This window comes from Rhodococcus sp. USK13 (assembly GCF_018343855.1).
Lineage (GTDB): Bacteria > Actinomycetota > Actinomycetes > Mycobacteriales > Mycobacteriaceae > Rhodococcus_F > Rhodococcus_F oxybenzonivorans.
Genome location: NZ_CP069243.1, coordinates 120,585 through 144,864 on the forward strand (window position 1 = coordinate 120,585; position 24,280 = coordinate 144,864).

Consider the following 24,280-nt stretch of genomic DNA (forward strand, 5'->3'; position numbering starts at 1 on the left):
TTTGGCATTCGTGATCGGAATTCAGAAATACCAGTAGAGATCCGCGTGGAGCCGGTGGTGTGCCGGGCGCGCAGAATCGCTCGCCTCCGCCTGGCATAACGACGCGGGTTCGAACCAACGACGGAACCTCTGTGCGTACTACCCATGGCACGCACAGAGGTGAAATGGCGTGGGATGTTCCAGCAAAGCTACGATCAGTGGCACTGCAGATGCACTGGATGAGCCGGAGGCGTCACCCCTCTTCGGTGGGTACGTCTCCGGTCTTCTTTTTCCGCTCACGTTCTTCGGTCATACGTTTCTTCAGCTCCCGGCGGGCGCGTTGCTTCGGCGTCTCCACCGGCTCGGCGGCCGGGCTGTCGTCGACGGGCCGGTAGACGGCGCGGCCCAGGATGATGTCGGGGTTGACCACGAGTTCGGGTCGGCCTTTTCCATCGGTGAACAGTCCCATCAGCTGACCTTTCCTACTCCGGTGATATCGCGTAGCTGAACGATCATGCGGCGTCCGATCGTGCCGTCCGGTCGACGGTAGCGCCCCGGTCCTGCGGAGACGACCTCGAACCGCATCCCCCGGGGCAGCAGGTGCGCGGTGTCGTCGACCTTGTCCGAGCGCCCCAGGTACATGCCCCGGTCCGTCTCGATCTCGAACACGACGTCGTGCTCGGTCATCGTCTCGTCCAGCTGGTGGACAGCGTGTGTGGTCATGGTGAAGCGGTCGAAGTCGAGCATCGAACCCTGCTGCAGCGCGGCCGGCAGATTCGTCCCCGATGCGGGCACTGCGTGCGGAAGCCGGGCCGCGCAGTAGAGGACGTGTCCGCGGTCGTTGGCCCGTTCGGCGGTCTGGATCGCCCGGTCGATGCGTTGGACCTGGGTGCGGGTCTTCTCGTCGAGGTGCTGGGCGTCCCCGCGGGCCGCGCTCAGCGCCGTGCCGAGCTGCGACCAATGATCGGTATCGCTGATCAGGGTGTGCACCGCCTTGTATCCGACGGCCGGAAGCTGTGTCTGGGCGATGTTTTTGGTGACCGAGCGTGCCTTGCGTTGCCGCGCCGAGGGTGGGATCCGGATCGAGTCGGGGATCGGTAGCTGCCGGCGTTTACGCGCCGAGACGTCGGTGACGGCAGCTCTGGGGAAGGCGCGCTCGAGGTCCTTGCGGGCCCGGGTGAACGCGCTGTCTTCGACCATGTCGTCGAGCTCGCGGGCCGAGGAACGTTCCGCCGCCCGGTCCTGGTGACTTGCTTCGGTGCGGTAGCCGACCGGTTTGACCGCCGGCGAGCTCGACTGCCCGAGCTCGGGGTCGAGGTGTGCCGGTGGGCCGTCCGGGCTGGCGCTGTAGCCCACTCTGCATCTCCCCCGGATCTGTGTAGGCGGGCGGACCGACCGCGGAAAGTAGAGGGGCGTGGCAGACGGAAACGTTCCAGTTGGCGTCTGCCACGCCGGGCGAGGAACACTGGTGCCGGTAACCAGCCGGCGGCGCCCCCGCCCCGCAAGCATACCCGAGAGCCGCGAACACCGATCGCAGGAGACTACCGCCGGGGACATGTCATCTGCGCAGGTAGATTACCTATTTCGCAATCGCGCCATGTCATTTGGGGACAACGGGATCAGCTGAGGACGCGGGCTTTCCGGGCCGCGCGTAACCAGTCCGGGTACTCGCTGAGGAGTAGCTCGTACAGGGCTGTGTCGGTGAGCTTGTCGATGTTCTCGACCGCGAAGAACCCGGCGTTGTCGACGAGACGGCCGGTCAGGGTGTCGAGTTTTTCGAGGATCCCGAAGCTGGACTTGCCGATTCCGATGAACTGCCAGAACGCCGGCAACGCACTGGCTGTCCGCATCAGGGCGGTGATCTGCGCCCTGGCGTTGAATCCGCCGTCGGTGAAGAACAGCACCAACGTCGGGACCGCAGTGGCTTTGTCGAGGGTGCCGATGATCTCTTCCATGATCGGGATCTCGTTGTTGGTGCCGCCGATCGCATCGAAATCGATACCGCCGTGGCGGCCACGGAGGTGGACATAGGTGTTCACCCAGGTGTCGGCGTCGGCGACGGTGACGTCCGGCAGCTTCACGAACCGCTGGGCGTAGGCGTAGGCCTCGAGGTTTCCGTCCGAATCGAGCTGGGTCGCGACCGGCACCATCCGCTCGATGATGCGTTTGACCTCACCGGACCGGTACCGCTTGGACATCGACCCGGTGTTGTCCATGACCAGGACGACCCGGCCGACCGGGCTGGCGGCACCCTTGCGCAGGAGGACTTTCGCGACCTCCCGTTTCTGCAGATTCAGCTTCTCCCGCTTGACCAGGGAGAGCGTCGCTTCGCCGGGCACCGTCCGCACCCCCTCCCCGTCGACGGTCGCCGAAGTCGCCGCCGCGACAGCGGACTGTGCGGGTTCGGGTGCCTGTGCAGGGGTTTCGTCGACGCTGACACCGTGCTCGGTGACCAGGGCGTCGAGTCCGCCGCTCCAGCCGGCCGACCGGTTGCGGACCTTCCAGGACCCGTTGCGCCGGTACACCTCGAGCAGTACCGCGGACCGCTCGGTCGTGAGGCCTTCCGCCGGGATCGCGAACGAGGTTCCGCCCGCCTGGGTGAGAGTTACTGACAGGCCCGGGACCTGGGCGAGGCTGCCGGGCACGTTCTCATCGAGTGCGACGGCCACGGCGAGGGTGTCGATCGCCGCGGGCACTGCCGCGAGGTGCAAGGTCACCTGCCCGCCGGTGAGGGTGACCGCACCTTCCGGGGTGCTGGGGTTGTTGAAGAACACCAGATCGGCGTCGGTCCGGACCTTCAGATCGGCGCCGAGCTGGAAGACGAACAGATCGACCGTTCCCTGCCGGGCGCCGGTCACCTCCACCGTCGTGGTGGCCGTGTCGATCGGGCTGTTCGCCCCGCGTGTCAGAGAGGTCATGGTGTGTTCCGGCCCGCCAGGGTGGGGCCGAGTCCTTTCGTCAAGGGCCGCGAGGCGGTCGGTACGCCCGCGAGCAGGAGCCTAGTAACCGGATTCACCGGGTACGCACGTCGGCGCGCCCACAGACACGTGGGGTTGTGGGTGCGGGAGTGCCCGTGTGGGAGTGCCGGTGCGGTTACCGCAGCACCGCGACGTGGTTGCTGCTGGTGTAGCGCGGGCTGTCGTGTTCGATGCCGTCGTCATCGCGCAGACGCAGAATCCACACCGTGCCGCCGCGCGGTGACTCGGTGCACGGCTCCGTCCGCACACCGATCAGGGTGCGGTAGGCGCCGGTGCAGGTCTGCGGATCGGCCCCGGTCTTCGACCACACGCTCCGGCCGATGCAGCGACCCAGCATGACGGGTGGGACGACATTGTGCGTGCGGAAGAACTCCGCGAGCCGTGGATCCGTTGCCGGCAGCGGCGGATACGCGTCAAGCTCGGGCTCACCGAACTCGTCGAACAGGGCGGCATTCACGGTCGCGGCCCGGCAGGGTGCGGCTCCCGCGCTTCGGCGAGGACCGCGGTGTACAGGTCGAGGTGCCCGCACGGGTTGTCCCAGCGATCGCAGGTCAGCCAGTGGCCGTCCTCGTGGAACCTATGGCTCTTCGGGATACCGCGCGGCCCATGGCAGACCGGGCAGACCCAAGTGAGAATGACCGTGCGGATCTGGGGGTAGGCGGCGCTGGTCCCTCAGCCGCTGCGGTCAATGACGCGGACAGCGCGTTCAGTGAGGTCATGGTCTACGGGTACGGGCATGTCAGCCTCTTTCATGAAAGGGGGACGTGTCATCTACGCAGCTAGAACGGGTTTTCTGGATCTTGCTGCCCCTGCGGCGGGATTCAGAACCGGCCGTCCGCGATGGCCTGAAGAACACCGCGAGCGGCTTCGGCATCGCCGCGGGCCCGGTGGGCGGCGCCGAGCCGGATGCTCTTCTCGACCCCTTCTGCCTTGGCATCAACGTCACCGACCCCCGCGAGCACCCGGTCACCACATACACCCCGAGACGCACCGTCCACGACACCATGTCCCCGATCGCAGGTTCCGCCGGGACTGCATTCACTACCTGAACCATCGAAGTCCCTCTTTCGCTGCACTGCAGATGTTCCGTCACTTACCTTGCATCGTTACATTGTAATGTAGCAAGGTGTGAGTGTCACTGCTTCATCGACATTCCACCCCACCCCTCAGCCCCATACGTCACAATTCGGCGTTGCATGGTTGTCATCATGAGGGCATACCACCGCACCACGACACGAACGGAAGGGTTCGTTACAGCACGGCGTTGTAGGGTCTAGGGCATGGACACCTCACCCGGCGCGGCACCGGCACGCCGCCACCTTTGCCACTCGGCGCCGACGTCGCGGCGTGGCCGGTCTACACCCCTCACCACTACCGACCCGGACGGGAAGGTCTGAGAAACATGGTCAGCCCGCACCGCCTCACCACCGACCAAGTCATCGACCTGATCAAGGAGGAAACCGGCACCGAGCTCTCCATCTCGACCTTCCGCGGATATGTCTCACGCGGCCAAGCGCCCGCGCCGGTAGAAAAGATCGGCCGCACCCCACTGTGGAAGCGCTCGGACATCATCGAATGGGCGCACAACCGGCCCGGCCAGGGCGCCCGCACCGACATACCGAAGCGGCGGCGCCGCACCCAGTGACCGGCCGCCGCATTCCATCCCGTGTGGCCATGCGGATGGTGCCGGGGAGTTCAGGTGGCGGTGTCCACGCGCAGCCGCGGCAGCATCCGGTGCACCGCACGGGCATCGCGGCGCCGCAACGACCCCTCCGCCAGCAGCTCCCGCACCGTCTCGACCACACGGGCCGGAACGGTCACCTCGTGCTTGACCGCCCCGCCCAGCGCTTCGATCAGCGCCTGGTGGACCTGACCGGTCTCGAGTGAGAAGCTCACGTGATCGAGCGTCGGCGCCGGTAGTACGGGACGCAGTAAGGCAATCACCTCACGCGCAAACTTGTTGGCCCCCTCCATGCCTCGAGTGTGACACACCACACCGACACCCGCAGGTACTGCGCTGCTCCGCTCCACCCCGCGCGGCGCATATGCCCGAAAATCGGATCAACCGATCACCACTGACCGCCGCGAGCCGGCATGACCCAGGGACGTTCGAGTGCCCCGGTTACCGCCCCGCTGTGGAAACGGTCAGCGGACCACCTCTACGAGACAGCAACAGGTCGGGAGCTTCCGGTCAAGGAACCTCTAGCGGAATGCTCCGGTCAGGCTTCCGCCTACGGGTCACCCATCAGAAGCGGCTGACTCAACGACCGATTGCCAGCTAAGAGACCTGCGTGATGACGTCCTCGGACGCTTGCAGGGCGATGTGCTCGTCAATGAGTACACGGCGGCATCCATCGATCTCAATGAGTACCGGCAACGGTTCGACATACTCTGGCCCCGCTAGTGTCACTGTCGTGCCGGCCGTGAGGCTCGCGTCCGACGAACACTCGGTCGCCGGCGGGAGTGAGAAGAACGTCGGCCCCGGGCTGTCCTGGATGATAGTCCCGTCCGGATCGGTGGTGTAGCGACAAACTGCGCTGCCGACCCAGTACTGGTCGGCTAGAGGCGCTGATTACCGATTTTTGGCGTCACTCGCCGCGTGCTGCATCCCATCAGCTGTTGCAGCGAATCCGGCGTGTGGCGGACGTAGTGTTCGATCCGATCGACCTGGACTAGTTTTTCGATTTCGCGGAGTCCACCGATCTTGAGGAATCCACAGTCGTCGACAGGGTAGGACGGGCGTAGTGCGCGACCGTGCGCGTCGATCAACCACAAGTCCGGTATCGGTGCCAAACTCGCCGTTCCACAACTGTTCTGATCCAGACGTTGGCCCTCAGACGGGGCATTGAGCTTGTCGATAGCCGCAGCGAAGTCACCCTCCCATCGGTGCTCGGCAAAACTCCCGGTGAGATCAGCGGCAACCGAATTCGCGAGCCATTCGTCGCAGGTAATGGCGGCGACCGGCTTGAAATCCGACGGCACCGTTCCCGACCGCGGCGCCGCGTGAGGGTGGATGGAACCCAGTAGGTTCCGCCCACCCTCACGCTTACGGCAACAGGCTAGTGTTCTCGATCCTTACCGCCCCTGGGGTCTGAATCGGCTGATGTTGCTGCCCTTCCCCCCGATACCTCGGACGGCACTGCGCCAGTCGGCGGAGGCGGAAAGGGCTTATGACGATGGCCCCTGCCGTGAGCACGGCTTCCCGCTAAAGCAGGACCGAGGTCGACGGGCGGAGCTTCTGGCGCGGATGTCCCAGGGAACTCGAGGGGTCAGTTAGGTTGGCCAGGGTTGACACGGTCGGCCCGAATTACTGTGTTGGTCGGCCCGTTGTAGATGAGTCCACCTCCCACGAAGAAGCTCATCCTTTGCCCGACCGAGGTGAATCCAGCGGTGGTCGCCAGCTCATCCGAGATGGGATAGCCCATGGGTCCGTTTTCGTAGCCGAGTTCCGCCCACTTCTCGAAGATACGACCGCGTACCGACTGAGCTCCGATGACGGGATGCCAATAGATCCAGCCTCCTTGGAACTGTTGCCGCCGCCCCTTGCCGTCAGAGTTGGGAAGGTCACCAGCCACGGGATAGCCCAGTGGACCTGTCTCAAAGCCTAGCGATCCGAACTTGGTGAAAAACGGAGTCGTCATTATCTGGGCGCCGGTTGATGGGTGGAAATAGATGGCGCCTCGTTCGAAGCTGTTCATCCGGCCTTGACCGTCGGGAAGGACCTTCTCATCGGAGGTGGGATAGCCGAGGAGGCCGCTGTTGGTTTCAGCGCCGACCGTGTTCCACTTGGATCGGATTGCGCCGCCGATCGAGTAGGCCTCGTTAAGCTTCCAGTAGATGGCCGCGCCTTGGAATTCCTGGCGGCGCCCAACGCCGTCGGCATTGACAATCTCATCGGTCGTCGGATAGCCGATATAGCCGCCCTCGTAGCCCTTCCGCGCCCAGGCTGCGAAGAAGTGGTTGACCACGGGATGCGCGCCGCTGGCGGCGGACCAGTAGATCGGTCCGTTGACGAAGGTTTGGCGACGTCCGAATTGGTCGGGATTGACCAGTTCGTTGCTGGTGGGAAGAAGAAGGAAACTGGTCGAGCCACCGAGAGAGTCGTACTTGACCCGGATCGCACCGCAGACCTGGTACCTCCACTCGGGGAAGTAGGTCATGCAGTCCGTGGGGGCGGCCGCAGCTATAGCGTTGGTGGCTGTGGTACTGCTGCGCGCGTTCCGCGACTTCGATTCCGCCAGAATTCTTGCCTCGGCCATCTCGGCTTTGTCGGCGTCTTCCTTGGTGTAACCCTCGGGCAGTTCTTCGCGATCCGAACGCATCTTGCCCGGGACAATGGTCGCGTTGGGGTTCTCGGTTGGCTTGCCTGTGTAGGGAATCTTCTTCCCGTCGGTCGGCACCGCCTCTGAGCTCGATGCCGGTGGTGTTGTGGCTTCGCTCCTCTGAACCGAGCTCGGGTTCGGGGTGGAAGGGGCCGCCGGAGTGGTCGCCGGAGGGACTTCCGCTGTCTTGGTGGACGCGCTCGGCGTAACCCGCTGCGCCGGGACCTCGGCCGACGATGTCTCGGGCTGGAGGGTTGGTGGTGTGGTGCTACTCGAGCTGGGCGGTGTGGTCGGCGTTGTAGTTGTCGGCTGGGCGGTCGTAACAGCGGGGCAGACAAGAAAGATTAAGGCCACGGCTATGCCTTGGCCTATCCAGAACTTTGGTCGAGACACTCTAGTCATTAGCAGCCTTTTCCAGTTCGAGTGTATTCCTATGAACCCGATTTGCTAGTCCTCCGAGCGCCGGCAAAGTTCACCTTGTGCCGGAACTTCCTCGCCGGGATCGAGCGGATCACAGTGGAACATTGCGGTCTTTACCCCAGATGTTTGGTAATCGTCGTCGAGGTTCGCCGACCAGGCACGAACTGCGACTTCGATGTTCTGACCGGCATAGTTGACGTCGTTATCTATTTGGAAAGTTCCGGGGTTGTTGCATGAAAATGGATCACTGTTTTGGAAATCCATCATCACGCCGTTCACGAGGAGATACATCGTGAGATGCGTGTCATAGTCGAGGTAGGGGAACGTTTGGGTGATCGGTGAATACACGCACGTCCAGTCGACGACTGGACGTTTCGACGTCATCGTGACCCTGAATTTAAAGGTCAACCTATCCGTCAGCTCATATCCCCCGCCTTCGACCTTGAGGTAGGAAAGGAGCTCAGTGTTCATGTCTTTCCATGCCGAATCAGGAACCAGTGAGCCTCTGACAGGAAAGTTCGTTGGGGGGTAGTCCGGGTCATTAGTCGGGTCCGAAGGAATGACCGGAATTTGCTGCGGAACGGGACCCAGTTGCGGAGCGGGACCCAGTTGCGGAGCAGGATCCGGTGGCGGTACTGGCGTCTGAGGGGTCTCTTCGTCAGCTGTTGGATTCGGGGGCTCGGTCGGTGGTCCGGGGAAAACTGGCAGCGGCGGTGAAGGCTCGACGCCCGTTTCAATGTTCGGTGCAACAGGGACTGCGGGTGTAGTCGTCGGTGCATCTGGCGCAGCAGAAGCTATACCGCCACCGCTTATTGCCAGGACGATCGAAAGAGCTGGAGCAAGCCAAATGGCGCGATTGCTCGTAGCCCGTGACAAATTCCACCCTCGTGTGCGTACTGCCATCTGACACCTGTCTCTCTGAGGGGACTTCGGTCAGCGGCGGGCCCGTCGCTCTTTAGCAACCTAAACCAACCGTTCGCTATTTACTCAGCAGTCACAGATGTCACTTTGGTAACAAACTGGACGGCCGCTCACTTCTTCTCCAGTCATGGTTCGAACCTGGAGGCCCGACCGGTTGAGGAGCACAGACCGGGACTATGTGTCTGAGCGCGTGAAGCGTGTGCAATCCAGTGCGATCGAAGATGCGCGGTCAATCCCGATCTCTGGATATGCAATCGTGAAGACGAGCTCACTGGAGTCTTCTGGTCTGGGACTCAGGAAGTACGTGGCCCCCGTTTCGGATTGACGGCTGTAACTCTTACCGCCATACAACCAGGGTGTTGTGAGGTCGTCATCCTCTGGGGCCTGGGGCGGGGTGCATTTCTTGTTGGTGACGATCTTGCCGTCCGGAAGCACGATTCCTAGGTAGATGCGGTGTTTGAAGGGTCGGCGGATGCGATGGGTGAGATTGATTCGTTCGCCGATGAACGTGGCCTTGCCCTCATCTTGCTCACGTGCGATCAGATCGAAGCGGATCCCAGTGGGATAGACCCGCAGGCGGGACAAAATCAATTCCACATCCCGGTTCTGATCCTGAGCAAAGACGACTTCCTCATCGGACCAAGAGACCAGGGTGTCATTGTTACCTGGGGGCTTGCGTCTGGCCGGAACATCTTTCCGGGCGGCGAGCCGGGCTTCCTCGGCGGTTTTGCGCGCTTGTAGGCGCTCAAGATGCGCTTCGAACTCGGGGGTGTGTTCGAACCCTATTGCATAGTTGATCCTGGCCACCCCGGGATCGTCTGGGTTTACTCCTTCAACGAACTTCACCATCAATCCATAGTGTCAGCATCCCGAGAGGTAGTGCGCGCGGGTGGACGGCCGAGATGTGCCAGCCGCCCACTGTTCACCAGGGGTAGGTGATCACGACCCCGCTCGGTGGGATGTCGAACTCCGGATAAGACACGATCATCGTCAGCGACGAACTGATCGGTCGCGGGGAGAGGAAGTACTCGCCCCAGGTCGCCATCCCAGGGTTTCGGCGGCCGCTGCCACTGATCCCGCCGGCGAGCCACAGTGTGTCGGGGTCGTCCGGGAATGCGCCAAAATGGGCGGTGTTGGTCAGCAGAGTGCCGCCGGGCTCGGCGTATACGAGCAGACGGAGGCGATGAGGCTGGTCCGGCCGGAGCCTGTAGCTGAAGTTCATCACGTCGGCGCCGGGGCGGACGTCTCCTACCGGATCCGGCTCGAGCGCTTCGATGCGGAACAGGATCCCTCGGTCGTAGACGCGGAAGTTTCCGACACCGAGATCGAGTCCCTCCCGCTGGTAGATCGTCACCTGATGATCGTCGGTAGCGGTGGGAATCTCGGCAGGCTTGGGTGGGCGCCGCCAGTCGGGCAAGTCGCGACTGCGGATCAGCAACGCGCGCCGGTCTTCCAGTGGCAGTTGCTTCTCGCTGGCGAATTGCTCGGCCAGCGCACGATCGGGGATGGGTTCACCCAGGATATCCAGTGCTCGGGCACCCCACTCTCCGTGCCCGAACCAGCTGTCAGGTGTACCTGAGAGGGACACCACAGCGATGGAGGTCTGCTCCGCCATCCAGGTCCCTCCCACCAAGCGCATGAAAGCGGCGATCTTCAAAGCAGCGTATCGACGATGTCACTGCTGTGAGAACGAATCCACCAGACCATCGCTGTGCGAGCTCCAACGAGAATCGTCGACGTCCGAAAGCGGAACCAGCACCGGGACGAAGTGGTGCGTATGCCGGCGGCTGTTCGGTCCCGTTCCGTAAGCGGATCCGCATACGGAACGACCCGACTCCGGCCGGCCGCGCTGGGGCACCACTTCGTCCCGGTGCTGGTTCCTCTATCGGAGGCCGGGATTGTCGGGACTGCGACACGGAATGGATTTTGCAGCGCGCCATGCCAGAGACGGTCTGACTCACACGCGTCCTCGACGCCACGTCCAGACGCACCAGACGATCCCCGCTACGGCTACTACGGGGAGCACCTGCCTCGCCCTCCCCATCGTGACAAACCGGTGGTACTGCTCACTCGACAGGAATTGCATTCCGTGTGCGTTGTCCGGGGTGGACAGATCCCACCAGAAACTCCTCACTCCGCTCACTGCATGGGGCCACGCAGTGAAAGCGCCTACCGCGGCGGCGACCACGAGGCACGTAACGGGGAAGGCCACCCAGAACCAAGGAAACCCAGGGGCCCGCTCGAGTCGTGCACGCCTCGGCAAGACCACACGCGCGACCAATGCCACGACTCCGAGCGCAAGAAATAGCAACCACGCCACGACATAACGGTAGTGGTTTCACTCCCTGCCCAAGCCTCGAATGCCTTGGAGAACTTGAGCCGGCAGTTCGGAACGAACACGCAGTACGGGATTGCCCATCAGCGATCCTTCTCGGGGGCTCAGACTCGTACCCAGCGGTCGTCGCATCGTCGCCACAACGCTGGCTCGACCTCGACGTGAGCGACGTCGTTGTTCAGCCACCACGTTGCGTCCGGGTTCCACCCCCGGATGAGGATCCGCTTCCGGAACAAGCACCGACTGCCGTCACCTTGCCCCGGCGGTCGCGGCTCGCTCTTGGAACTGGGCTGGGGCGGAGTCATTGCCGCAAGCGGCGGAATCCAGTCTGGCTGAAGCTTTCGCGCACGGGCGGCGGCAGTCTCCGTCCGTGCAGGGGTTGCATCGAGGTTCGGGTGTAAACTCGCTCTCTTCGTCTCCGGATGGAGTCTTTGGGAGCGATACGCGATGCCCGAGCACAAGCAAATGCAAACGGTCGCGTGGCTGATGAGCCGCACCGCGGAACTCGAGAGTAGGGACCATGTGTGATGGCGTGGACCGAACACCCGCTCAGCTGGCTGCGGTAATACACGGCCGAAGTGACGTCGAGCTCGGACCAATGCGCAACTACCTGTCCGCCGTAACCGATCCCGACCGCACACCGGTGCATGAGGTCGGTCCGGCGTTCACCGCCCCGAGCGTCGAGATGGCCGACGTGCGCGTCACGGTGTCCCTGGGATGGCAGGATCCCCAGTTCCTGGGCACGTTCGACAGAACCGCCGCCACCCGCATGATCCAGGTGGCGATCAGCGCACGTTCCACCGGCAGCAGCGCGGAGGAACCCGACATCAAGTCTCGGGCGGTGGATCTGCCGGTAAGAGAGCAGATCGCCTGGGTGCGGGTGGTGTTGGGTGAGCTGGCGGACTACGCGTACCGAGTCCTCAACGACATGGCGCAGCTGCGGGTCCGTCCCGCGTTCTTCGCCGTGTTCGTCGATCCCCCCACCCCCCGGCTCGCGCCCAGCGACTTCAAGTGGCTCCTCGTCTGTGGAGGTCGCCGTGCCTACCCGGAGAAACTCGTCCCCGAGAATCGGGAGCTTCTCACCTACCTTCGCCGGCACGGCGACATGATCAACGCTGACCTGGTGCCCCACCCGCAAGCGCCCGCCCCCGAGGTGTGGGCATTCGAGTTCGTTTCCCAGCTTGCCGCCACCTTCGCCGACCGGCTCGGCCGGATGGGTGATCGCCGATGGTTCACCTTCGAGGAGGTGAGCCTGCACGGCCGCGACCGGGTCGTCGTCCGCTACACCTGGCATCTGGTCGACGGAGACAAGAAGATCGCGTTCGACATCGACCTCGACGGTCTCCGCGCACGACACCTGCGAGAGTTCGACGACCCTCGGGCAAGCATGGCGGCATATGCGGTCGGCTACACACCGTTCGACCAACCGCACTTCCCCTCTGCCACCCTGGTCGACGGGGTAACCTGGGTCCGATTCGGCGACTCCGACTGAACCGCGGAGGGATCCGCTTACGGAACGAGGTCCGACTGCCGCCGGCAGGCGCTGGGACGCCACTTTGCCTCGGTGCAGGTTCCCATGCCGGGCAAGCTACTAACCCGACGCAATCACCTGAGAGTGTCTGCCCGTTCGTCAGTGACGAGCTGTGTGCCGGTCAACTCGGCCAAGCGTTCGCGGGTAGCGGCCACGGCAGCGTGTTGCCGAGCCAGGTACGAGCGCCAGGCTGCTGCCGGACATGCGCTGGCGCCGACTATCGGGACCTGCCACAGGTTCCCCACCGGGGCGCTCGTCTTCGGAGGAGACTTGGTTGTGAAGCTTCTGAATCAAGGGGCGAATGCGGGGACAATTCAGGTCAATCGAGCCCGATGAGGACAACCTATGCCTTCGACTTTCGGTGTGGGCTCGTCGAGGTTCACCGAGAGGTCAGAGCAAGCAATCATCAAGTGCGGGTTCCTTTTCCACAGAGTGCGTGAGGTAAGCCGGGTGAATGTCACCGCGGACTGTTCGGAAACCGACTTTACAACGTAACGTTGTATAGAACAAGCGGGGAGACCCTGTCGTGCAGACGCTTCCACCCGGTTGCACTGTTTCGTCGCATTACTTCCCCCGCCGGTGCACGAGGTGGGGACGTGTCATCTACCCAGCTCAGCGGGCCATTTTGGAATCTCACAAGCCCTGGATGGCATCAACGCCTGAGGGTGCAGGGACACCGATCGTGGGATGTGATCGGGCGCTACCGGCCCCTGGGGTCTCGCGGCCGCGCTACCGTTCCCGGGTATGGGGACGACATTCCACGGGCCGAGCCCCTGGCCGCATATCACCGCGGCGATCAGAACGAAAGGCCTCCGCCGGGCCGCGATCGCCTACCTCGGCCAGGACGCCCCGACCCTGCTTCCCCTGCACACCGGGGACGTCCTGGTCGTGAACGCCTCGAAAGCGGCCCTGCGCGCGCATGCCACCTCACCGGCCGCGCTTGCCCACTACGTGGGCGCCGGGGTGCGGGTGCTGTCCTCACCGAACCTGCACGCGAAGGTGATCGTCACCGACCGTCGGGCGGTCATCGGCTCCGCGAACGCCTCGCAGAACTCCACCGTCGTCGACGAAGCGGTGATCATCACCGACGACCCGGACCTGCTCGCCGCCGCCGGCGCATTCATCGACGCAATCGACGAGATCACCGAGGTCGATGCGGCGTTCCTGGACAACGCCAACGCCGAGTGGGCGAAGGGGCGGGCGCTCACCATTCCCGGGGTGACCGGCCGGATCCGGCCCGAACCCGACTTCCTTCCCTCACCGGTGCCCCGGATGTTCGTGTGGCAGACCGAAGAGTACGACCCCAGCGCGTCCGAGCAACGCGAATGGACGACCCAACAACGGCGCCAGCGGCGTAACGCCGGACCGACCGCGAGGTACCAGCTCGAATGGTTCCGCCTCGACGAGCCCGGCCACCTGAAACTCGGTGACGTCCTGATCCAGGTCACCGACGACTGGGTTCATCCGCCCGCCGTGGTGCACTCCGAGGCCGTGACGATTCCCCGTTCCCGCGGCGCCATCGCGCACTTCCTCCGCACCCGCATCGATTTGGAGCCCATCGGGTTGTCGGACGCGGAGAAGACGCTCGCCGATCTCGGGCACCACAACCCGCGGCTGCGGACCGACCACCGCATCGTCTCCCCCACCCTGCGGGCCGCCCTCCTCCGGCTCTGGAACCTCTGACCGCTCCCCAAAGAGAAGGGGACGTGTCATCTCACCAGGTCAACGCACATTCGGGCCGACACGTAGATGTCAGGATCGTGGTGACCAGGGCTTCCACTGCCCCTCCGCGGGCGGTTGCACCGGCTGGCCTCGTATGACAGCGCCCCGGATAGGCTCCTCCCGAGAAATGGGGAGGGGACCAGTGCCGATGCGCGAGCGATCGTCAGTCTTCCGGGGGGCATGGACGCGGGAGGAAGTGGTGGGTGTCGTCGTAGGTGCTGCTGAGATGGCGGTGGTGATGGGTGCGCTCGTTGCCGGAATGGCCAGCGTGGCACTCGCGGTCGACGAAGATACTGGTGCAACCGCGGTAGTGGCAGCGTTGAGCGTGTCGGTTGTCGCGTCCACGGTGATGCTCGCCGACCACCGCAGCGGTCACCGGCTTCCGCGCTCTGCCGCATGGGCGCTCGGCGTGGTGGGAATGGCGGCGGTGTCTGCCCTCTACGTCGCCGCCCAGCTTCTCGTCTCGACCACCGGGTCGGATCTGCTGCTGCTGTTGTCCTCACTGCTAGCCACCATCCCTGGACTGCCCACCATCGTGTACGTGTGCGAGCTCCACACAATCGCCCAGCACGATCGCCTCAAACGCCCGGTCGCGATCCTCCAGAGCCGATCAGAGTCGCAAGTGGTCGAAATCCGTACCAGTGACGGCGCTCTGCTCGATACCTGGACACTGGATGCCGTATCCGGTGATCTGCCGACAGTTGCCCGCACCGCCGCTCGAACAGCGCTCAGGAAGCGGCGGTGGGCCCCTGTGGGGGCATGGGTTCCGCACGCAGATGGCTCGCTCCGCCAACGGGTCGAGCTCACCGCCCGTAGCCGCTGAAACTCAGTCCACACCGAGCGAACACCCACGTTTGTCATCATAATGTTGACAAACCTCTCTCTGGTCAGCAAAATGATGACGCATGAGTGGGATGGAAAAGCGTAGCGATACCGGCGACGTCACGCGCTTCAGCGGATCCGCGACGAACGAACAGGTCGTCGAAGCGCTCCGAACCCAGTACGAGGCCACGAATCTCGCCAAGTGGACACTGGGGCAGATCGTGGCCCTCGCCCGACGGCGGGGGATCAGCTGGGCTGAGATCGGCGAGGCGCTGGGCGGGATCACGAAGCAGGCAGCGCAGCGGAAGTATGCACCGGTGATCGCCGCCGAGCGGGAAACCGAAGAGCGCAAAGTTGCTGACCTGCTGCGACTGTCAGAGGACCACGCCGAAATCTTGCGCAGCTGGGAAAGCCCGACAGCCTGAACAAGTGCACCGACAACACACGAGGGGGAGACGATGGACGGCAACGGCAAGGAGAACGGCGATGAGTCGGCACCGGTGACCGGCAGCGGTCTCGAGCGCGGTCGGCCGGCTTCAGTGGTGTCATCGACGGAAGTCGAGAAGCTCATTCCCGGTATCTCCGAATATGACTATGCGACCAGCTACAAGCTCAGCGACCTGAAGCGGCTCGACCGGAGTTCGCTCACACCGGAACTGACCCGCAAACTCGACGAACGCAAAAAGGCTGGCGTCAACGATCACTGGGCGTGGGCGCCGAAGTCCGGGTGGGGAACGACCGCGGCCCTGGCCGTTCTGTCTCTCGTGTCCCTGCTGTGCGCCATCGCGATCGTCGCGGCGCAAGGGGAACCGAGTCCGCTGACGACGACCATTCCGTTCCTTCTTCCCACGGGTCTGGGCATCGCGGCCGCCGCTCGCGGTCGACGCGCCGCCCATCATCCCTTGCACCTGACCACGGACGAACGCATAGCGATCGAGGAGGCCTACAAGGGCACGGGTTTCCCGGCAGAAGCGCGGAAACAACCCCGCGACGCAGAAAAGAATCGCCTACGTCGCAGACCGAATCATCACCGACATCCGCAAAAGCGCAGCGTGGAAGTCGCCACTGCTCGACGAACACCGAATCCGGCTGGACCTCGGGCGGGAACGGTTCGAGATCGCGAGCAGCGCGGCACTCTTGGACAAGCAACAGCTCTCGGCCGCCATCGACCCGGAGGTTCTTGAGGATGAAGGCCCGGACGTCGAGCGCCTCCGCCGGGCAGTCGAACGCAGCACCGGACTGATCGACGAGATGCGGGCCAGCCTCGTGAACCGAGTTGCCGCCCTGCTGGCGTACCGCGACGAACTCGCACCGCTGGATCGACTGATCAAGCAGATGACGACCCTCGACCAGCTCGAAGAGCAGCAGGCGAGCCTTCACCAGGCGTACACGCAGATCACTCGCAACGAGCTCGCCACGGCCGAAACTCAAAGGATGGCCGACGAACTCACCGCGCTGCGAGCGAACCTGACCGCCCAGATCGAGTTCGTACGCGCGAACGTCATTAACAGCCCAGTCCTCGGCGCTGGACTCACGCTGACCGAGGGGACCCACATCGACCTTCCGCCCAAGAACGCGACCTCAGTGTGAAGCAGGCCTGCTAGCACCTCAGAGTGAGGCCATCGCGCAACATCCCGATCAAACCGGGCGTGACAGACACAGAGGGGGAGTATGAACACCGCATTTACGGTGGGGCTTGGAGTCTTGCTCGCCGGAGGTCTGCTCGGCGGACCCGTCGCTCAACGATCCAGCAACCCCTGGCGGATACGCGAATGGGCTCTCGCCCTCGTCATCGTCGCCTGCCCCATCCTGATCTACGCCGCGATCACCTCGGACGTCTCGACCATCCTCAAGGTCCTCCTCGTCGCCACCATGACGGGCCTGCTCGCGGTCGGCGCCTGGACGCTCCGACGCATCTCGCGGAATGAGGGATCAGAGGCGGGACGACTCAACGCCAACCGGCCGGACACGACAGGGAGGTCGTGAAGATAGACAACGAATACCGCACCGCGCCCGCCTCGGACGCGCTCAGTAAGGCGCAAAAGCTCGAACAGCTGCGTCGGAATATGGCGGCGATTCCCGCCCGATCCGACGGTACGGAACCGGCTATGCCTGCGGTGATGCTGCGGTCCGTCGACGAGCCGACACCGATTGTGGCCACCGCTCAGACCACGCTGCGATCCCGTGCCCTCTCCGATCGCGGAGCTTCTTCCGCGCGGAGGACTCGCACGAGGAACACGATCGGAAACTCCCTGGACAAGCTCGGGGAAACGCTGCAGATCGATGCCCCTACTGGCGGTCGCGCCTTCACTGGGGGATCAGGTCCTGGGACGTGTCATTCCGCAGGTCAGAGCATGGCTATCGGGTGTGGACGGTCGCTGTGAACCCGTAGCTCAGCGGTGGGCACAGGGCGAGGGAGGGCAGGAACGTGGGCACCTCCGGTCCCCACGCGTAGTACAGGTTGGCGGGAAATCCGAAGATCCGGCACACCATCTCCACCTGATGGGTATTCGCCGAACCCGGGGCACACGTCGACATGCCGCCGAGGACGAACCTGTGCACTGTGCACCCGGGTGCGTCGGGTGGTGGTGCTGCGCGTGCGTGGCGCGGTCAGGGACAGGGCGGCCGCGGTGGTCGCGATGAGGGCCGGGCGCAGAAACCGAGACAGGGGATCCTCCGGTGGTGCGGGCCCGACCCGCACACAATTCGCGCAGGTCAGTCGGCATCGCCGTGGCCAGTCCGGCGTCTTCGCTCGCGGCGGGCATGTCTGGTGATCAGTTTCTGCCGGTTGCCCGGAGCTCGGTACATCTCGTCGAGCATGCAGGTTTCGATGCCGGTGTGCTGGCGCAGGATGCGTGTGGCGGCCAGATACACCAGTTCCTGCCGGGTCGAGCCGAGCCGGCCGGCGAGGGCGTCGAGGTGCACCAGGAGTTCGTCATCGAGAGCGACAGCGATCCTGGCCTTGGGCGGCTCGGGCCGCAGATCGTGCACGGGGGCAACGGTGGTGAGGTCGGCCGCCAGGTTGCCTGGGTTGTCGAGGAGTCGGCGGATCCCCACGCGCACCAGCGCCGAGACCCGGCGGGGCCCGTACTCGTCGGCGAGCTCGTGCAGTCGGCGTTTGGTGTCCTCATCCACCAGGAACGAGTGCGGCTTCCCGAACGGGCGCCCCGCCGGGGACGGCGCCTTCACCGCTCCGGCGGGCACAGCGCCGGCCGCGGTGGTTTTGCGGCGTTCGTTGCGGGCTAGGAGCTGACCGCGGTTCGACTCCCCCCGGTAGATCTCCTCGGTCACCGCCTGCTCGAGGTCCCGCGGATGGGCCAGGAGCCGGTGGGCGGCCAGGCGCATCAGTTCGCCGCGATCGGACCCCAGTTGGCGGGCGAGGGCGTCGAGCTGATCGCGCAGTTCCTCATCGAAGTGCACATTCGTGCGCGGGCCGAAGACCTCCGGTGCCAGGTCCCGGACCGCCCCGATCGCGGCCAGGTCGGTAGTGAGGTCGCCGGGGTCGTCGAGGAGCCGGCGCAGTGCGACCCGCAGCGCGGCGGAGGTGCAGACGTCCCCGTTGCGGCCGGTCAGCCGGTCCAGCCGGTCGAGCGTGGAGCGGTTGACGTGCAGGCGGGTTCGGCAGGTGAGATCGCCGCGAGCGTCCTCCCGAAGCACGTAGGGACGGAATCGGCCCGCCGCGGCGAGAAAGCGGTGTGCGGCGACGCGGAGGATCGCGCTGCGTTTGGTGTGATGGGCCCGGGCCAGCTCCTCGAGGCGCCGGTCGGTTACCGGATCCAGATCGAAGACTATTTCCACCCGTGGCAGGCTCCGGGCGGCGGCGGAGACGCGACGGTACTCATCGAGTGCAGTAGGTACGCGGTCCGGGTCGGCGAGGAGGCGGTGGGCGGCCACCCGCACCAGAGCGCCGAAGCGACGCGGCCCGATCCCGGCGGCCACCTCGTCGAGTCGCTGCTTGACCTGCGGATCGAAGCGGAGCGGGATCGGATCGCCGACAGGGACGCGGCCCATGCTGGTGGTCTCGGTCATCGCTGTCATTCTCCGTGAGGATGGTTTGTCCGGAACTGGTTCGGAAGGGGAAGACCCAGCGCCGGAAGAATGGCTGGTCGATGGAACGCAATCCGCCCCAGCACCGGGGGCACTGGGGCGCGAACGCGTACACACACGCGGCTCAGCCGCGGCAACCGCCCGCACCCACACAATGAGTAACGGGGCCTTCGCCGTCAGAGGGGACAATCAACCTCGGCGGTCCGAGGGTGAGCCGTGGTTCGCAGCGGAGTCCTCATGTGCCGCATCAGGTAGACGGGTCCTCGACCCGAATAGCGCGACCTTGAAGTCGCGGCTTCGCTGCCGATCGTCCTGAGTAACTCGCTTTTCCTGCATTGATCCTCCGTAAGTGTCCTGGCTTCTCGATGGCTCGTGACTCATCGATCTCCGTCCAGATTTCCGGCGGGTCCTTTGCCGCCGCTGCGCAGATCCGGTGTCGGTGCCAGGGCGTTTAGCCAGGATGGGAGCGGGACTGCGCACGCATCACGGGCAGCGGCTGACCACTGAGCATCGGATCGGGATCTACTCGACAATTTGATTCACCCGGGGTGACGGGTGCGGCATCGGATACAGCTCCGCCACACGTTCGTTGCCACATCTGAAGCCGAACTGAACAAGCCTCAGGAAACTCCCGGGTGGGAGCGCGCGATCACAATATCAGCCGAATCTCTTGCATGCAGTGTGCTGCCGAGCACCTGAATAACCCCGTCTCCAGAGGCAGAGCCCCGCGCTCGCCGGTCATTCGCGTGGAGTCAGGCCAGGAGGATCACGCCAGCATCTCTTCCCTGCGGAAGCAGGGAGGGGCCATCCACGCACGTACCGGATTCGGCGCGGTCCTGCGCCGTGCGGACCGAGATGAGAGTGCGACTGACTACCAGACTTCCCCGATGAGTACGACAGTGACCAACGCTTGATCTTCACGACTCACCGTTGCCGGCGAGCCTCCGAGCAGTGACTTGAGGAGGCCGGGGTCTTCACGAACTTCGTCGGTGAGAATCGTTGTGGTGTGGGACGTATTTACTGGTTGCGCTTCGGCGCCGAGGTCTTGGTACATCGTCGACGTCGCGACGTCCAAAGCTTTCTGCAAGGCCTCCGGGACGGTGCTGGCCGCGGCCCAGCCCCAGTAGGCAGCGCGCTTCATCGATCAGCGTCCGTCGCATCCCGCTGCATCGGTACCGCAGCAGGTGTGTCGGCAGCAGGATCAAGCAGGACCGTTCGGCGGCCAGCGAGAACGTCCCCGATCTGGGGCGCGATAGCCAACCGTCGAGCGGTGTCGCTCACATGAATAGGCGTCTTGACGGGCAGCGGAAGCAGCTCCTCGGCGGAATGCGTTCTCGGGAAGCGGGAGCAGAGGTCCGCGGGATCTGGGGCGTTGCAATCGTTCGGAAGCATTTCGCTACTCCTGGTTGTTTGCCTGACACATTACCTTACATCGTAGCGTTGCATTGATACGCTGCCGGTCCACGCTGTAATTCCCAGCGCTCCAGTCCACTACAACCGCTGCGGCACTGAATAGCGTGAACCGCGCACTAGTCGGCCGTATCCCGCCCGCGAGACCACGCTTCGGCGTTGATGTCGGTCGAAGGCCCACCCTACGACCAATAAGGGGACATGCCATTTAGCCCGGTCAGAAGTTTATTACCGACCTACCGGCGGGTGAGGTTGGCGGATTCGACCCACAACCACAGGTCCAGCTGACTGCAGCCATTCGCTGAGCTGGCAGGCACACAGACTTGGGCGAGCCACCGCCCGTCCGCAATTCGGAGCCAGGCATGCAGGGTTCCGGGCATCGTGGATTCAAGGAGGATTCCGCCCGCGCGGACCCGGAGCGGAAGCGTGTCGGCGCGGGTGAAGCCTGCGGGACCAGGAAGGGTGTGGGCGATGTCGACGACGACCTCAGTGGGGGTGTCGAGTCGGCGAAGGATGGGCGCGCCGGGGAACGGCTCGGCCCAGTCTTCGAGGCCGCTTCGCCTGCTCATTGGGCGATCCTCAGTGTCGACTCGCGGTGTGATGCAGGGACCTCAGCCTCTGCGGTCGTCCATGCGGCTACACCACGACTACCCGAGATGGTTACCTGGGCTCGGTGCGGCAGCTGTCCGCGGGGTGTCGCTTCGACGTCGAGGTCGATGCCGGTTACGCGGCCGTGGGCCCGCCCGAGTCGCTTTGTAGCGGGAGACCTTCGCGCCCAGACGAAGGTCGACGTTCGGCCATTGCCCGTCGACCACGAGCACAGTGCCGTTGCGGCGAGCTCGGGCAGTGACCGCGCGGACGCGACTGGGTGGGGCGTTGAGATCTCCAAGGGACAAGACGACGAGATCGAGGCCGTCGACGAGGACCGCCGCAACGGCCACCGGATCCTCCCCTGGGTTCGGAATGACGGCGCAGCGGCTCAGATCGGCACCCATCTCGGCTGCGGCGAGCAGTCCGAGATCCGGGCATCCCACGACCGCCGCCCAACCACCAGCACCGGTCACCGATGCGATCAGGCCGGCCTTGAGGGACGCTGCGCCGGCGATCTGAACGACCGAGCCCCGCACGAGGCCGCCGTGCGGCAGCAGCTGCGCGAGCGGGGCAGGGACGGGAAGGGTCCGCAGCGACGAGGGCGGGGTCCGGGCGGGGTCCGGTGCGGCCGGCTCGACAGGAGTGAGCCGCGGTGGGCCGGCCGAGCGCGCCGGGATCGCATCCATGCGTCGACGCAATTGCTCGATACGGTCGGCCCTCGGGTCGACCGTTGGTCCGGCCCCCATGGCACCTCCCACACACGACGTATTAGAACATATGTTCCCATACTCCCGTAGTTCACTGCACCGACGCGTTTCGGGCAGCACCGGATGTCACCGCGGCCGCTCCACTCCGACTCCAGACGGCGATGGCGCAGAGCGCCCTTACAGGTCGCCGACCTGCACAGATGGCACGTCCCCTGGGCTATGCGATTGTGGGCAGCGATCTAATCCCACTGACGAAGGCCGACAGCATCAATTCGGGCTTGCCGGTCGCCCGAATTCTGGGATGGGCGGTGAACAGCTCTTCCAGCATCACACGCAATTCCATCCGTGCGAGGTTCATGCCCAAGCAGTGATGGATATCTTTCGCACCGAAGCCGAGGTGTTTGCCAGCGTTGTCTCGCAAGATGTTGAACCGGCCAGGGGCCTCGAAAACACGTTCGTCGTGGTTCGCGGATAGGTACCACATCACGACTTTGTCTCCCGCCGCGATCTCGGCTCCTCCGAGTTCGGTATCGACGGTCGCGGTCCGGCGCATGTAGGGCACCGGGGAGGACAGGCGAATGACCTCATCGATCGTGTTGTCGATGCGGCCGGCGAAGTCGGCGAGCAGCAGTTCTTTCTGATCGGGGTGTTCGCTGAGAAGATGCAGGGCCCAGGCCAGAGCTTGACGCGTCGTGTCGAAACCGGCGGTGATCAGCAGAATGACGAAGGAGCCGAATTCCGCAGGGGTGAGGTGCTGCCCGTCGACAGTGGTGGTCATCAGGCGCGAGGTCAAGTCATCGCCTGGGTTTGTCTTGCGCTTCTCCCCCAGCTCGAGTGCGTAACCGTAGATCTGGAGAAGGCCGGCGGCGCCGCCCGGGGCGGTCGCAAATTCCTGTTCGCTCCCCCCTGACACGACGTCGGCCGCTGATTGCACGATCATCGGCCGGTCGTTGTCTGGGATTCCGATCAGCTCGCAGATGACCTGTACTGGTAGTCGGGTTGCGACGTCCGGAACGAAGTCGAAGACCTGGTCGCGGGGGAGATCGGCTGCGAGTTGAATTGCGTAGGCGCGCAATCGATCGGTGATGCCGCGCACTGAGGCAGCGGTAAACGCGGATTGCACGATTCCTCGCAGGTGGTGGTGCCTGGGATCGTCCATCGCGATCATTGACATGGCGAACTCGCGGATCTCGGGCGGCACATCATCGATCGTGAAGCCTTCGGCCGAGGAGAAGACATCCGGATTCCGGCTGACCGCCACGACATCGTCGTATCCGACTACCGACCAGAACCCGGGACCGGCTCTTTCGGTGTGGAATTCGATTGCCGGTTGCTGCCGTAGCCTCTCGAACAGTGCGAGGCGGCCGATGAAGCTACGGTCCCAGAAGTCGCGTGCTCCAGGAGAGATGCCCTCCTCAGATGCAGAACTAGCCACCGGCCCCCCTCGGTCGTTCATACAGGTGCCTGTGACCCTACTGCGGGAAGCGGTTTTCAGCGGAATTCGAGGCACGCTACAGTCCGTGTTCGTCGCGTTCCCGCACTCTTGGTACACCTAGACCGAATCGGCGTCATCGCAGGTCAAAAGCTATGATTCGAGCGTTCTTCGGCATTGCGTCGGAGAAGAATCGGGGATTGTCTGTGACGTTGCGATTGCGGCTTGGTGAACCGCGAGATGTGCTCGATCATCCATTGGGCGTTGCCGAAATCGGCTTCCGGCCTGATCTGACCCAGCAGGAGTATCTGTCCCGAGGTCGTGGCCCATTTCCGGGCGACGTCGGCACCCACCCTGAACGAGAGTTGTTCGTCGCCGGTCCCGGTGATGTGGTCCGTGCAGTCGCGACCATCACGACGATCAGACCTCATGGCGACCAGTTCGTTGTCGATGGTGAGTTGGTCGCAGACCACGAGCGGGTGGGGACGACATTGTTGGCGCCCGCACTCAAGAACGTGTTCTCATGCGCCGATGAGGATTCAGCGTGGGCAGAATCGATAGAACGTGTGCGATGGCTGTATGTGCGAGCTTTGGTTCAGATCGCGACGGTCAAGACATCCTCCTTCGATCGCCGCTTCGACAGTATGGATTCGGCCGCTGATCCGGCGGAGCGCCTGGCCAGAGCTACTGAGGCAATGCAGGTAGTGCCCCGGTACGTGATGATTCACCGAAGCGGGAAGCTAAGACTTGGTGGACCGTTTGCTGATACCGCTGACTGGGACAACCATGTCGAGCCCTGGACGAACTACGGCTATGTGGACTGCCTGCGGATCGACGATGTCCTGGGAGACGGCGCCGACCCTGACGTAGACACGCTCCGAGCTCTCACCTCACGGACCGCCGCAGCTCAACTTCTCGCGTCGATGGGATGGGACAACGTAATCCGCCGCTTCGTCGACTCCCGCATCCCAGCGCCGTAATCCAGCCCTGTTACGCCCCTGAACTGCGAATATGGCCCGTCCCCTGAACGGAAATCTCAGGCGGGGGCAGCGGCGAAGTTAAC

At 64.2% G+C, this 24,280-nt stretch carries 27 protein-coding genes; 10 read left to right on the forward strand and 17 right to left on the reverse strand.

Going from position 1 to position 24,280, the window contains the following annotated elements; genetic code table 11:
• Positions 1-232: 232 nt before the first annotated feature.
• The 4 genes from JQT59_RS36220 to JQT59_RS36235 all read right to left on the reverse strand — a co-directional run bounded on the left by JQT59_RS36220 (position 233) and on the right by JQT59_RS36235 (position 3,414).
• A complete protein-coding gene (locus JQT59_RS36220) occupies positions 233-448 on the reverse strand; it encodes a hypothetical protein (protein ID WP_213578545.1) in 216 nt (71 codons plus the stop codon).
• The gene (locus JQT59_RS36225; RefSeq protein WP_213578543.1) at positions 448-1,335 is read right to left on the reverse strand and encodes a hypothetical protein; all 888 of its coding nucleotides are present in this window, start codon (positions 1,333-1,335) and stop codon (positions 448-450) included. The genes JQT59_RS36220 and JQT59_RS36225 overlap by 1 nt, the downstream gene beginning before the upstream one ends.
• A 263-nt stretch (positions 1,336-1,598) precedes the next feature.
• Positions 1,599-2,897, reverse strand: a complete 1,299-nt coding sequence (locus JQT59_RS36230) for a vWA domain-containing protein (RefSeq protein ID WP_213578541.1) — start codon at positions 2,895-2,897, stop codon at positions 1,599-1,601.
• Between the two features lie 175 nt (positions 2,898-3,072).
• Positions 3,073-3,414 carry a hypothetical protein gene (locus tag JQT59_RS36235; RefSeq protein WP_213578539.1) on the reverse strand — a complete coding sequence of 114 codons (342 nt, stop codon included), beginning with the start codon at positions 3,412-3,414 and terminating at the stop codon, positions 3,073-3,075.
• 307 nt (positions 3,415-3,721) lie between these two features.
• Between JQT59_RS36235 and JQT59_RS36240 the strand changes: the two genes are divergently transcribed.
• Together JQT59_RS36240 and JQT59_RS36245 are read left to right on the forward strand one after the other, a co-directional pair.
• On the forward strand, positions 3,722-4,006 hold the full coding sequence (locus tag JQT59_RS36240) for a hypothetical protein (protein WP_213578537.1): 285 nt from the start codon (positions 3,722-3,724) through the stop codon (positions 4,004-4,006).
• Positions 4,007-4,359: 353 nt separating this feature from the next.
• The gene (locus JQT59_RS36245; RefSeq protein WP_105419015.1) at positions 4,360-4,602 is read left to right on the forward strand and encodes a helix-turn-helix transcriptional regulator; all 243 of its coding nucleotides are present in this window, start codon (positions 4,360-4,362) and stop codon (positions 4,600-4,602) included.
• A 50-nt stretch (positions 4,603-4,652) separates the two neighbouring features.
• On the opposite strand, the gene JQT59_RS36250 is transcribed toward JQT59_RS36245, so the two are convergent.
• From JQT59_RS36250 to JQT59_RS36275, 6 genes are all read right to left on the reverse strand, one after another.
• Entirely contained in the window at positions 4,653-4,931 is a 279-nt protein-coding gene (locus JQT59_RS36250; RefSeq protein ID WP_213578536.1) for a hypothetical protein, read from the reverse strand.
• A 585-nt stretch (positions 4,932-5,516) separates the two neighbouring features.
• The gene (locus JQT59_RS36255; protein WP_213578534.1) at positions 5,517-5,939 is read right to left on the reverse strand and encodes a hypothetical protein; all 423 of its coding nucleotides are present in this window, start codon (positions 5,937-5,939) and stop codon (positions 5,517-5,519) included.
• A gap of 287 nt (positions 5,940-6,226) precedes the next feature.
• Positions 6,227-7,357, reverse strand: a complete 1,131-nt coding sequence (locus JQT59_RS36260) for an LGFP repeat-containing protein (RefSeq protein ID WP_249354714.1) — start codon at positions 7,355-7,357, stop codon at positions 6,227-6,229.
• A 369-nt stretch (positions 7,358-7,726) separates the two neighbouring features.
• Positions 7,727-8,170, reverse strand: coding sequence for a hypothetical protein (locus JQT59_RS36265; RefSeq protein WP_213578530.1), 444 nt, complete (start codon positions 8,168-8,170; stop codon positions 7,727-7,729).
• 624 nt (positions 8,171-8,794) lie between these two features.
• Positions 8,795-9,469 (reverse strand): hypothetical protein, encoded by a 675-nt coding sequence (locus tag JQT59_RS36270; RefSeq protein WP_213578528.1) that lies wholly within the window; start codon positions 9,467-9,469, stop codon positions 8,795-8,797.
• Positions 9,470-9,542: 73 nt separating this feature from the next.
• On the reverse strand, positions 9,543-10,235 hold the full coding sequence (locus JQT59_RS36275; RefSeq protein WP_249354713.1) for a hypothetical protein: 693 nt from the start codon (positions 10,233-10,235) through the stop codon (positions 9,543-9,545).
• Positions 10,236-11,487: 1,252 nt separating this feature from the next.
• On the opposite strand from JQT59_RS36275, the gene JQT59_RS36280 reads away from it, so the two are divergent.
• The 7 genes from JQT59_RS36280 (at position 11,488) to JQT59_RS36310 (ending at position 17,016) form a co-directional block, all read left to right on the forward strand.
• Positions 11,488-12,447, forward strand: coding sequence for a hypothetical protein (locus JQT59_RS36280; protein ID WP_249354712.1), 960 nt, complete (start codon positions 11,488-11,490; stop codon positions 12,445-12,447).
• 783 nt (positions 12,448-13,230) lie between these two features.
• Positions 13,231-14,169, forward strand: coding sequence for a phospholipase D-like domain-containing protein (locus JQT59_RS36285; RefSeq protein ID WP_213578518.1), 939 nt, complete (start codon positions 13,231-13,233; stop codon positions 14,167-14,169).
• Between the two features lie 238 nt (positions 14,170-14,407).
• A complete protein-coding gene (locus JQT59_RS36290) occupies positions 14,408-15,031 on the forward strand; it encodes a hypothetical protein (RefSeq protein WP_213578517.1) in 624 nt (207 codons plus the stop codon).
• Between the two features lie 82 nt (positions 15,032-15,113).
• Positions 15,114-15,455 (forward strand): hypothetical protein, encoded by a 342-nt coding sequence (locus JQT59_RS36295; protein ID WP_213578515.1) that lies wholly within the window; start codon positions 15,114-15,116, stop codon positions 15,453-15,455.
• Positions 15,456-15,488: 33 nt separating this feature from the next.
• Positions 15,489-16,214, forward strand: coding sequence for a hypothetical protein (locus tag JQT59_RS36300; protein WP_213578513.1), 726 nt, complete (start codon positions 15,489-15,491; stop codon positions 16,212-16,214).
• Positions 16,168-16,620, forward strand: a complete 453-nt coding sequence (locus JQT59_RS36305; RefSeq protein WP_213578511.1) for a hypothetical protein — start codon at positions 16,168-16,170, stop codon at positions 16,618-16,620. The genes JQT59_RS36300 and JQT59_RS36305 overlap by 47 nt, the downstream gene beginning before the upstream one ends.
• A gap of 81 nt (positions 16,621-16,701) precedes the next feature.
• Positions 16,702-17,016, forward strand: a complete 315-nt coding sequence (locus JQT59_RS36310; protein WP_213578509.1) for a hypothetical protein — start codon at positions 16,702-16,704, stop codon at positions 17,014-17,016.
• 372 nt (positions 17,017-17,388) lie between these two features.
• Here the strand turns inward: JQT59_RS36310 and JQT59_RS36315 are convergent, their stop codons facing one another.
• The 7 genes from JQT59_RS36315 to JQT59_RS36345 form a co-directional block, all read right to left on the reverse strand.
• The gene (locus JQT59_RS36315; protein ID WP_249354717.1) at positions 17,389-17,592 is read right to left on the reverse strand and encodes a hypothetical protein; all 204 of its coding nucleotides are present in this window, start codon (positions 17,590-17,592) and stop codon (positions 17,389-17,391) included.
• A 153-nt stretch (positions 17,593-17,745) separates the two neighbouring features.
• Positions 17,746-19,059, reverse strand: a complete 1,314-nt coding sequence (locus tag JQT59_RS36320) for a ribbon-helix-helix domain-containing protein (protein WP_213578507.1) — start codon at positions 19,057-19,059, stop codon at positions 17,746-17,748.
• An 889-nt stretch (positions 19,060-19,948) separates the two neighbouring features.
• Positions 19,949-20,218, reverse strand: coding sequence for a hypothetical protein (locus JQT59_RS36325; protein ID WP_213578505.1), 270 nt, complete (start codon positions 20,216-20,218; stop codon positions 19,949-19,951).
• Positions 20,215-20,469, reverse strand: a complete 255-nt coding sequence (locus JQT59_RS36330) for a hypothetical protein (RefSeq protein WP_213578621.1) — start codon at positions 20,467-20,469, stop codon at positions 20,215-20,217. The genes JQT59_RS36325 and JQT59_RS36330 overlap by 4 nt, the downstream gene beginning before the upstream one ends.
• Before the next feature lie 254 nt (positions 20,470-20,723).
• Positions 20,724-21,056 carry a hypothetical protein gene (locus JQT59_RS36335; RefSeq protein WP_213578503.1) on the reverse strand — a complete coding sequence of 111 codons (333 nt, stop codon included), beginning with the start codon at positions 21,054-21,056 and terminating at the stop codon, positions 20,724-20,726.
• A gap of 78 nt (positions 21,057-21,134) precedes the next feature.
• Positions 21,135-21,824 (reverse strand): DnaE2-dependent mutagenesis accessory factor ImuA', encoded by a 690-nt coding sequence (gene imuA' / locus JQT59_RS36340; protein ID WP_249354716.1) that lies wholly within the window; start codon positions 21,822-21,824, stop codon positions 21,135-21,137.
• A 178-nt stretch (positions 21,825-22,002) separates the two neighbouring features.
• Entirely contained in the window at positions 22,003-23,220 is a 1,218-nt protein-coding gene (locus JQT59_RS36345; protein ID WP_213578501.1) for a cytochrome P450, read from the reverse strand.
• A 203-nt stretch (positions 23,221-23,423) separates the two neighbouring features.
• On the opposite strand from JQT59_RS36345, the gene JQT59_RS36350 reads away from it, so the two are divergent.
• Positions 23,424-24,197, forward strand: a complete 774-nt coding sequence (locus JQT59_RS36350; RefSeq protein WP_213578613.1) for a hypothetical protein — start codon at positions 23,424-23,426, stop codon at positions 24,195-24,197.
• The last annotated feature ends 83 nt before the right edge of the window (positions 24,198-24,280 follow it).

What these genes read in the sequence shown, in the direction of transcription:
- JQT59_RS36220 (WP_213578545.1), bottom strand. Translation starts at nt 448, where the DNA reads ATGGGACTGTTCACCGATGGAAAAGGCCGACCCGAACTCGTGGTCAAC.
- JQT59_RS36230 (WP_213578541.1), bottom strand. Translation starts at nt 2,897, where the DNA reads ATGACCTCTCTGACACGCGGGGCGAACAGCCCGATCGACACGGCCACC.
- JQT59_RS36245 (WP_105419015.1), top strand. Translation starts at nt 4,360, where the DNA reads ATGGTCAGCCCGCACCGCCTCACCACCGACCAAGTCATCGACCTGATC.
- JQT59_RS36250 (WP_213578536.1), bottom strand. Translation starts at nt 4,931, where the DNA reads ATGGAGGGGGCCAACAAGTTTGCGCGTGAGGTGATTGCCTTACTGCGT.
- JQT59_RS36265 (WP_213578530.1), bottom strand. Translation starts at nt 8,170, where the DNA reads ATGAACACTGAGCTCCTTTCCTACCTCAAGGTCGAAGGCGGGGGATAT.
- JQT59_RS36270 (WP_213578528.1), bottom strand. Translation starts at nt 9,469, where the DNA reads ATGGTGAAGTTCGTTGAAGGAGTAAACCCAGACGATCCCGGGGTGGCC.
- JQT59_RS36275 (WP_249354713.1), bottom strand. Translation starts at nt 10,235, where the DNA reads ATGGCGGAGCAGACCTCCATCGCTGTGGTGTCCCTCTCAGGTACACCT.
- JQT59_RS36285 (WP_213578518.1), top strand. Translation starts at nt 13,231, where the DNA reads ATGGGGACGACATTCCACGGGCCGAGCCCCTGGCCGCATATCACCGCG.
- JQT59_RS36295 (WP_213578515.1), top strand. Translation starts at nt 15,114, where the DNA reads ATGAGTGGGATGGAAAAGCGTAGCGATACCGGCGACGTCACGCGCTTC.
- JQT59_RS36300 (WP_213578513.1), top strand. Translation starts at nt 15,489, where the DNA reads ATGGACGGCAACGGCAAGGAGAACGGCGATGAGTCGGCACCGGTGACC.
- JQT59_RS36310 (WP_213578509.1), top strand. Translation starts at nt 16,702, where the DNA reads ATGAACACCGCATTTACGGTGGGGCTTGGAGTCTTGCTCGCCGGAGGT.
- JQT59_RS36320 (WP_213578507.1), bottom strand. Translation starts at nt 19,059, where the DNA reads ATGACCGAGACCACCAGCATGGGCCGCGTCCCTGTCGGCGATCCGATC.
- JQT59_RS36325 (WP_213578505.1), bottom strand. Translation starts at nt 20,218, where the DNA reads ATGAAGCGCGCTGCCTACTGGGGCTGGGCCGCGGCCAGCACCGTCCCG.
- JQT59_RS36330 (WP_213578621.1), bottom strand. Translation starts at nt 20,469, where the DNA reads ATGCTTCCGAACGATTGCAACGCCCCAGATCCCGCGGACCTCTGCTCC.
- JQT59_RS36335 (WP_213578503.1), bottom strand. Translation starts at nt 21,056, where the DNA reads ATGAGCAGGCGAAGCGGCCTCGAAGACTGGGCCGAGCCGTTCCCCGGC.
- imuA' (WP_249354716.1), bottom strand. Translation starts at nt 21,824, where the DNA reads ATGGGGGCCGGACCAACGGTCGACCCGAGGGCCGACCGTATCGAGCAA.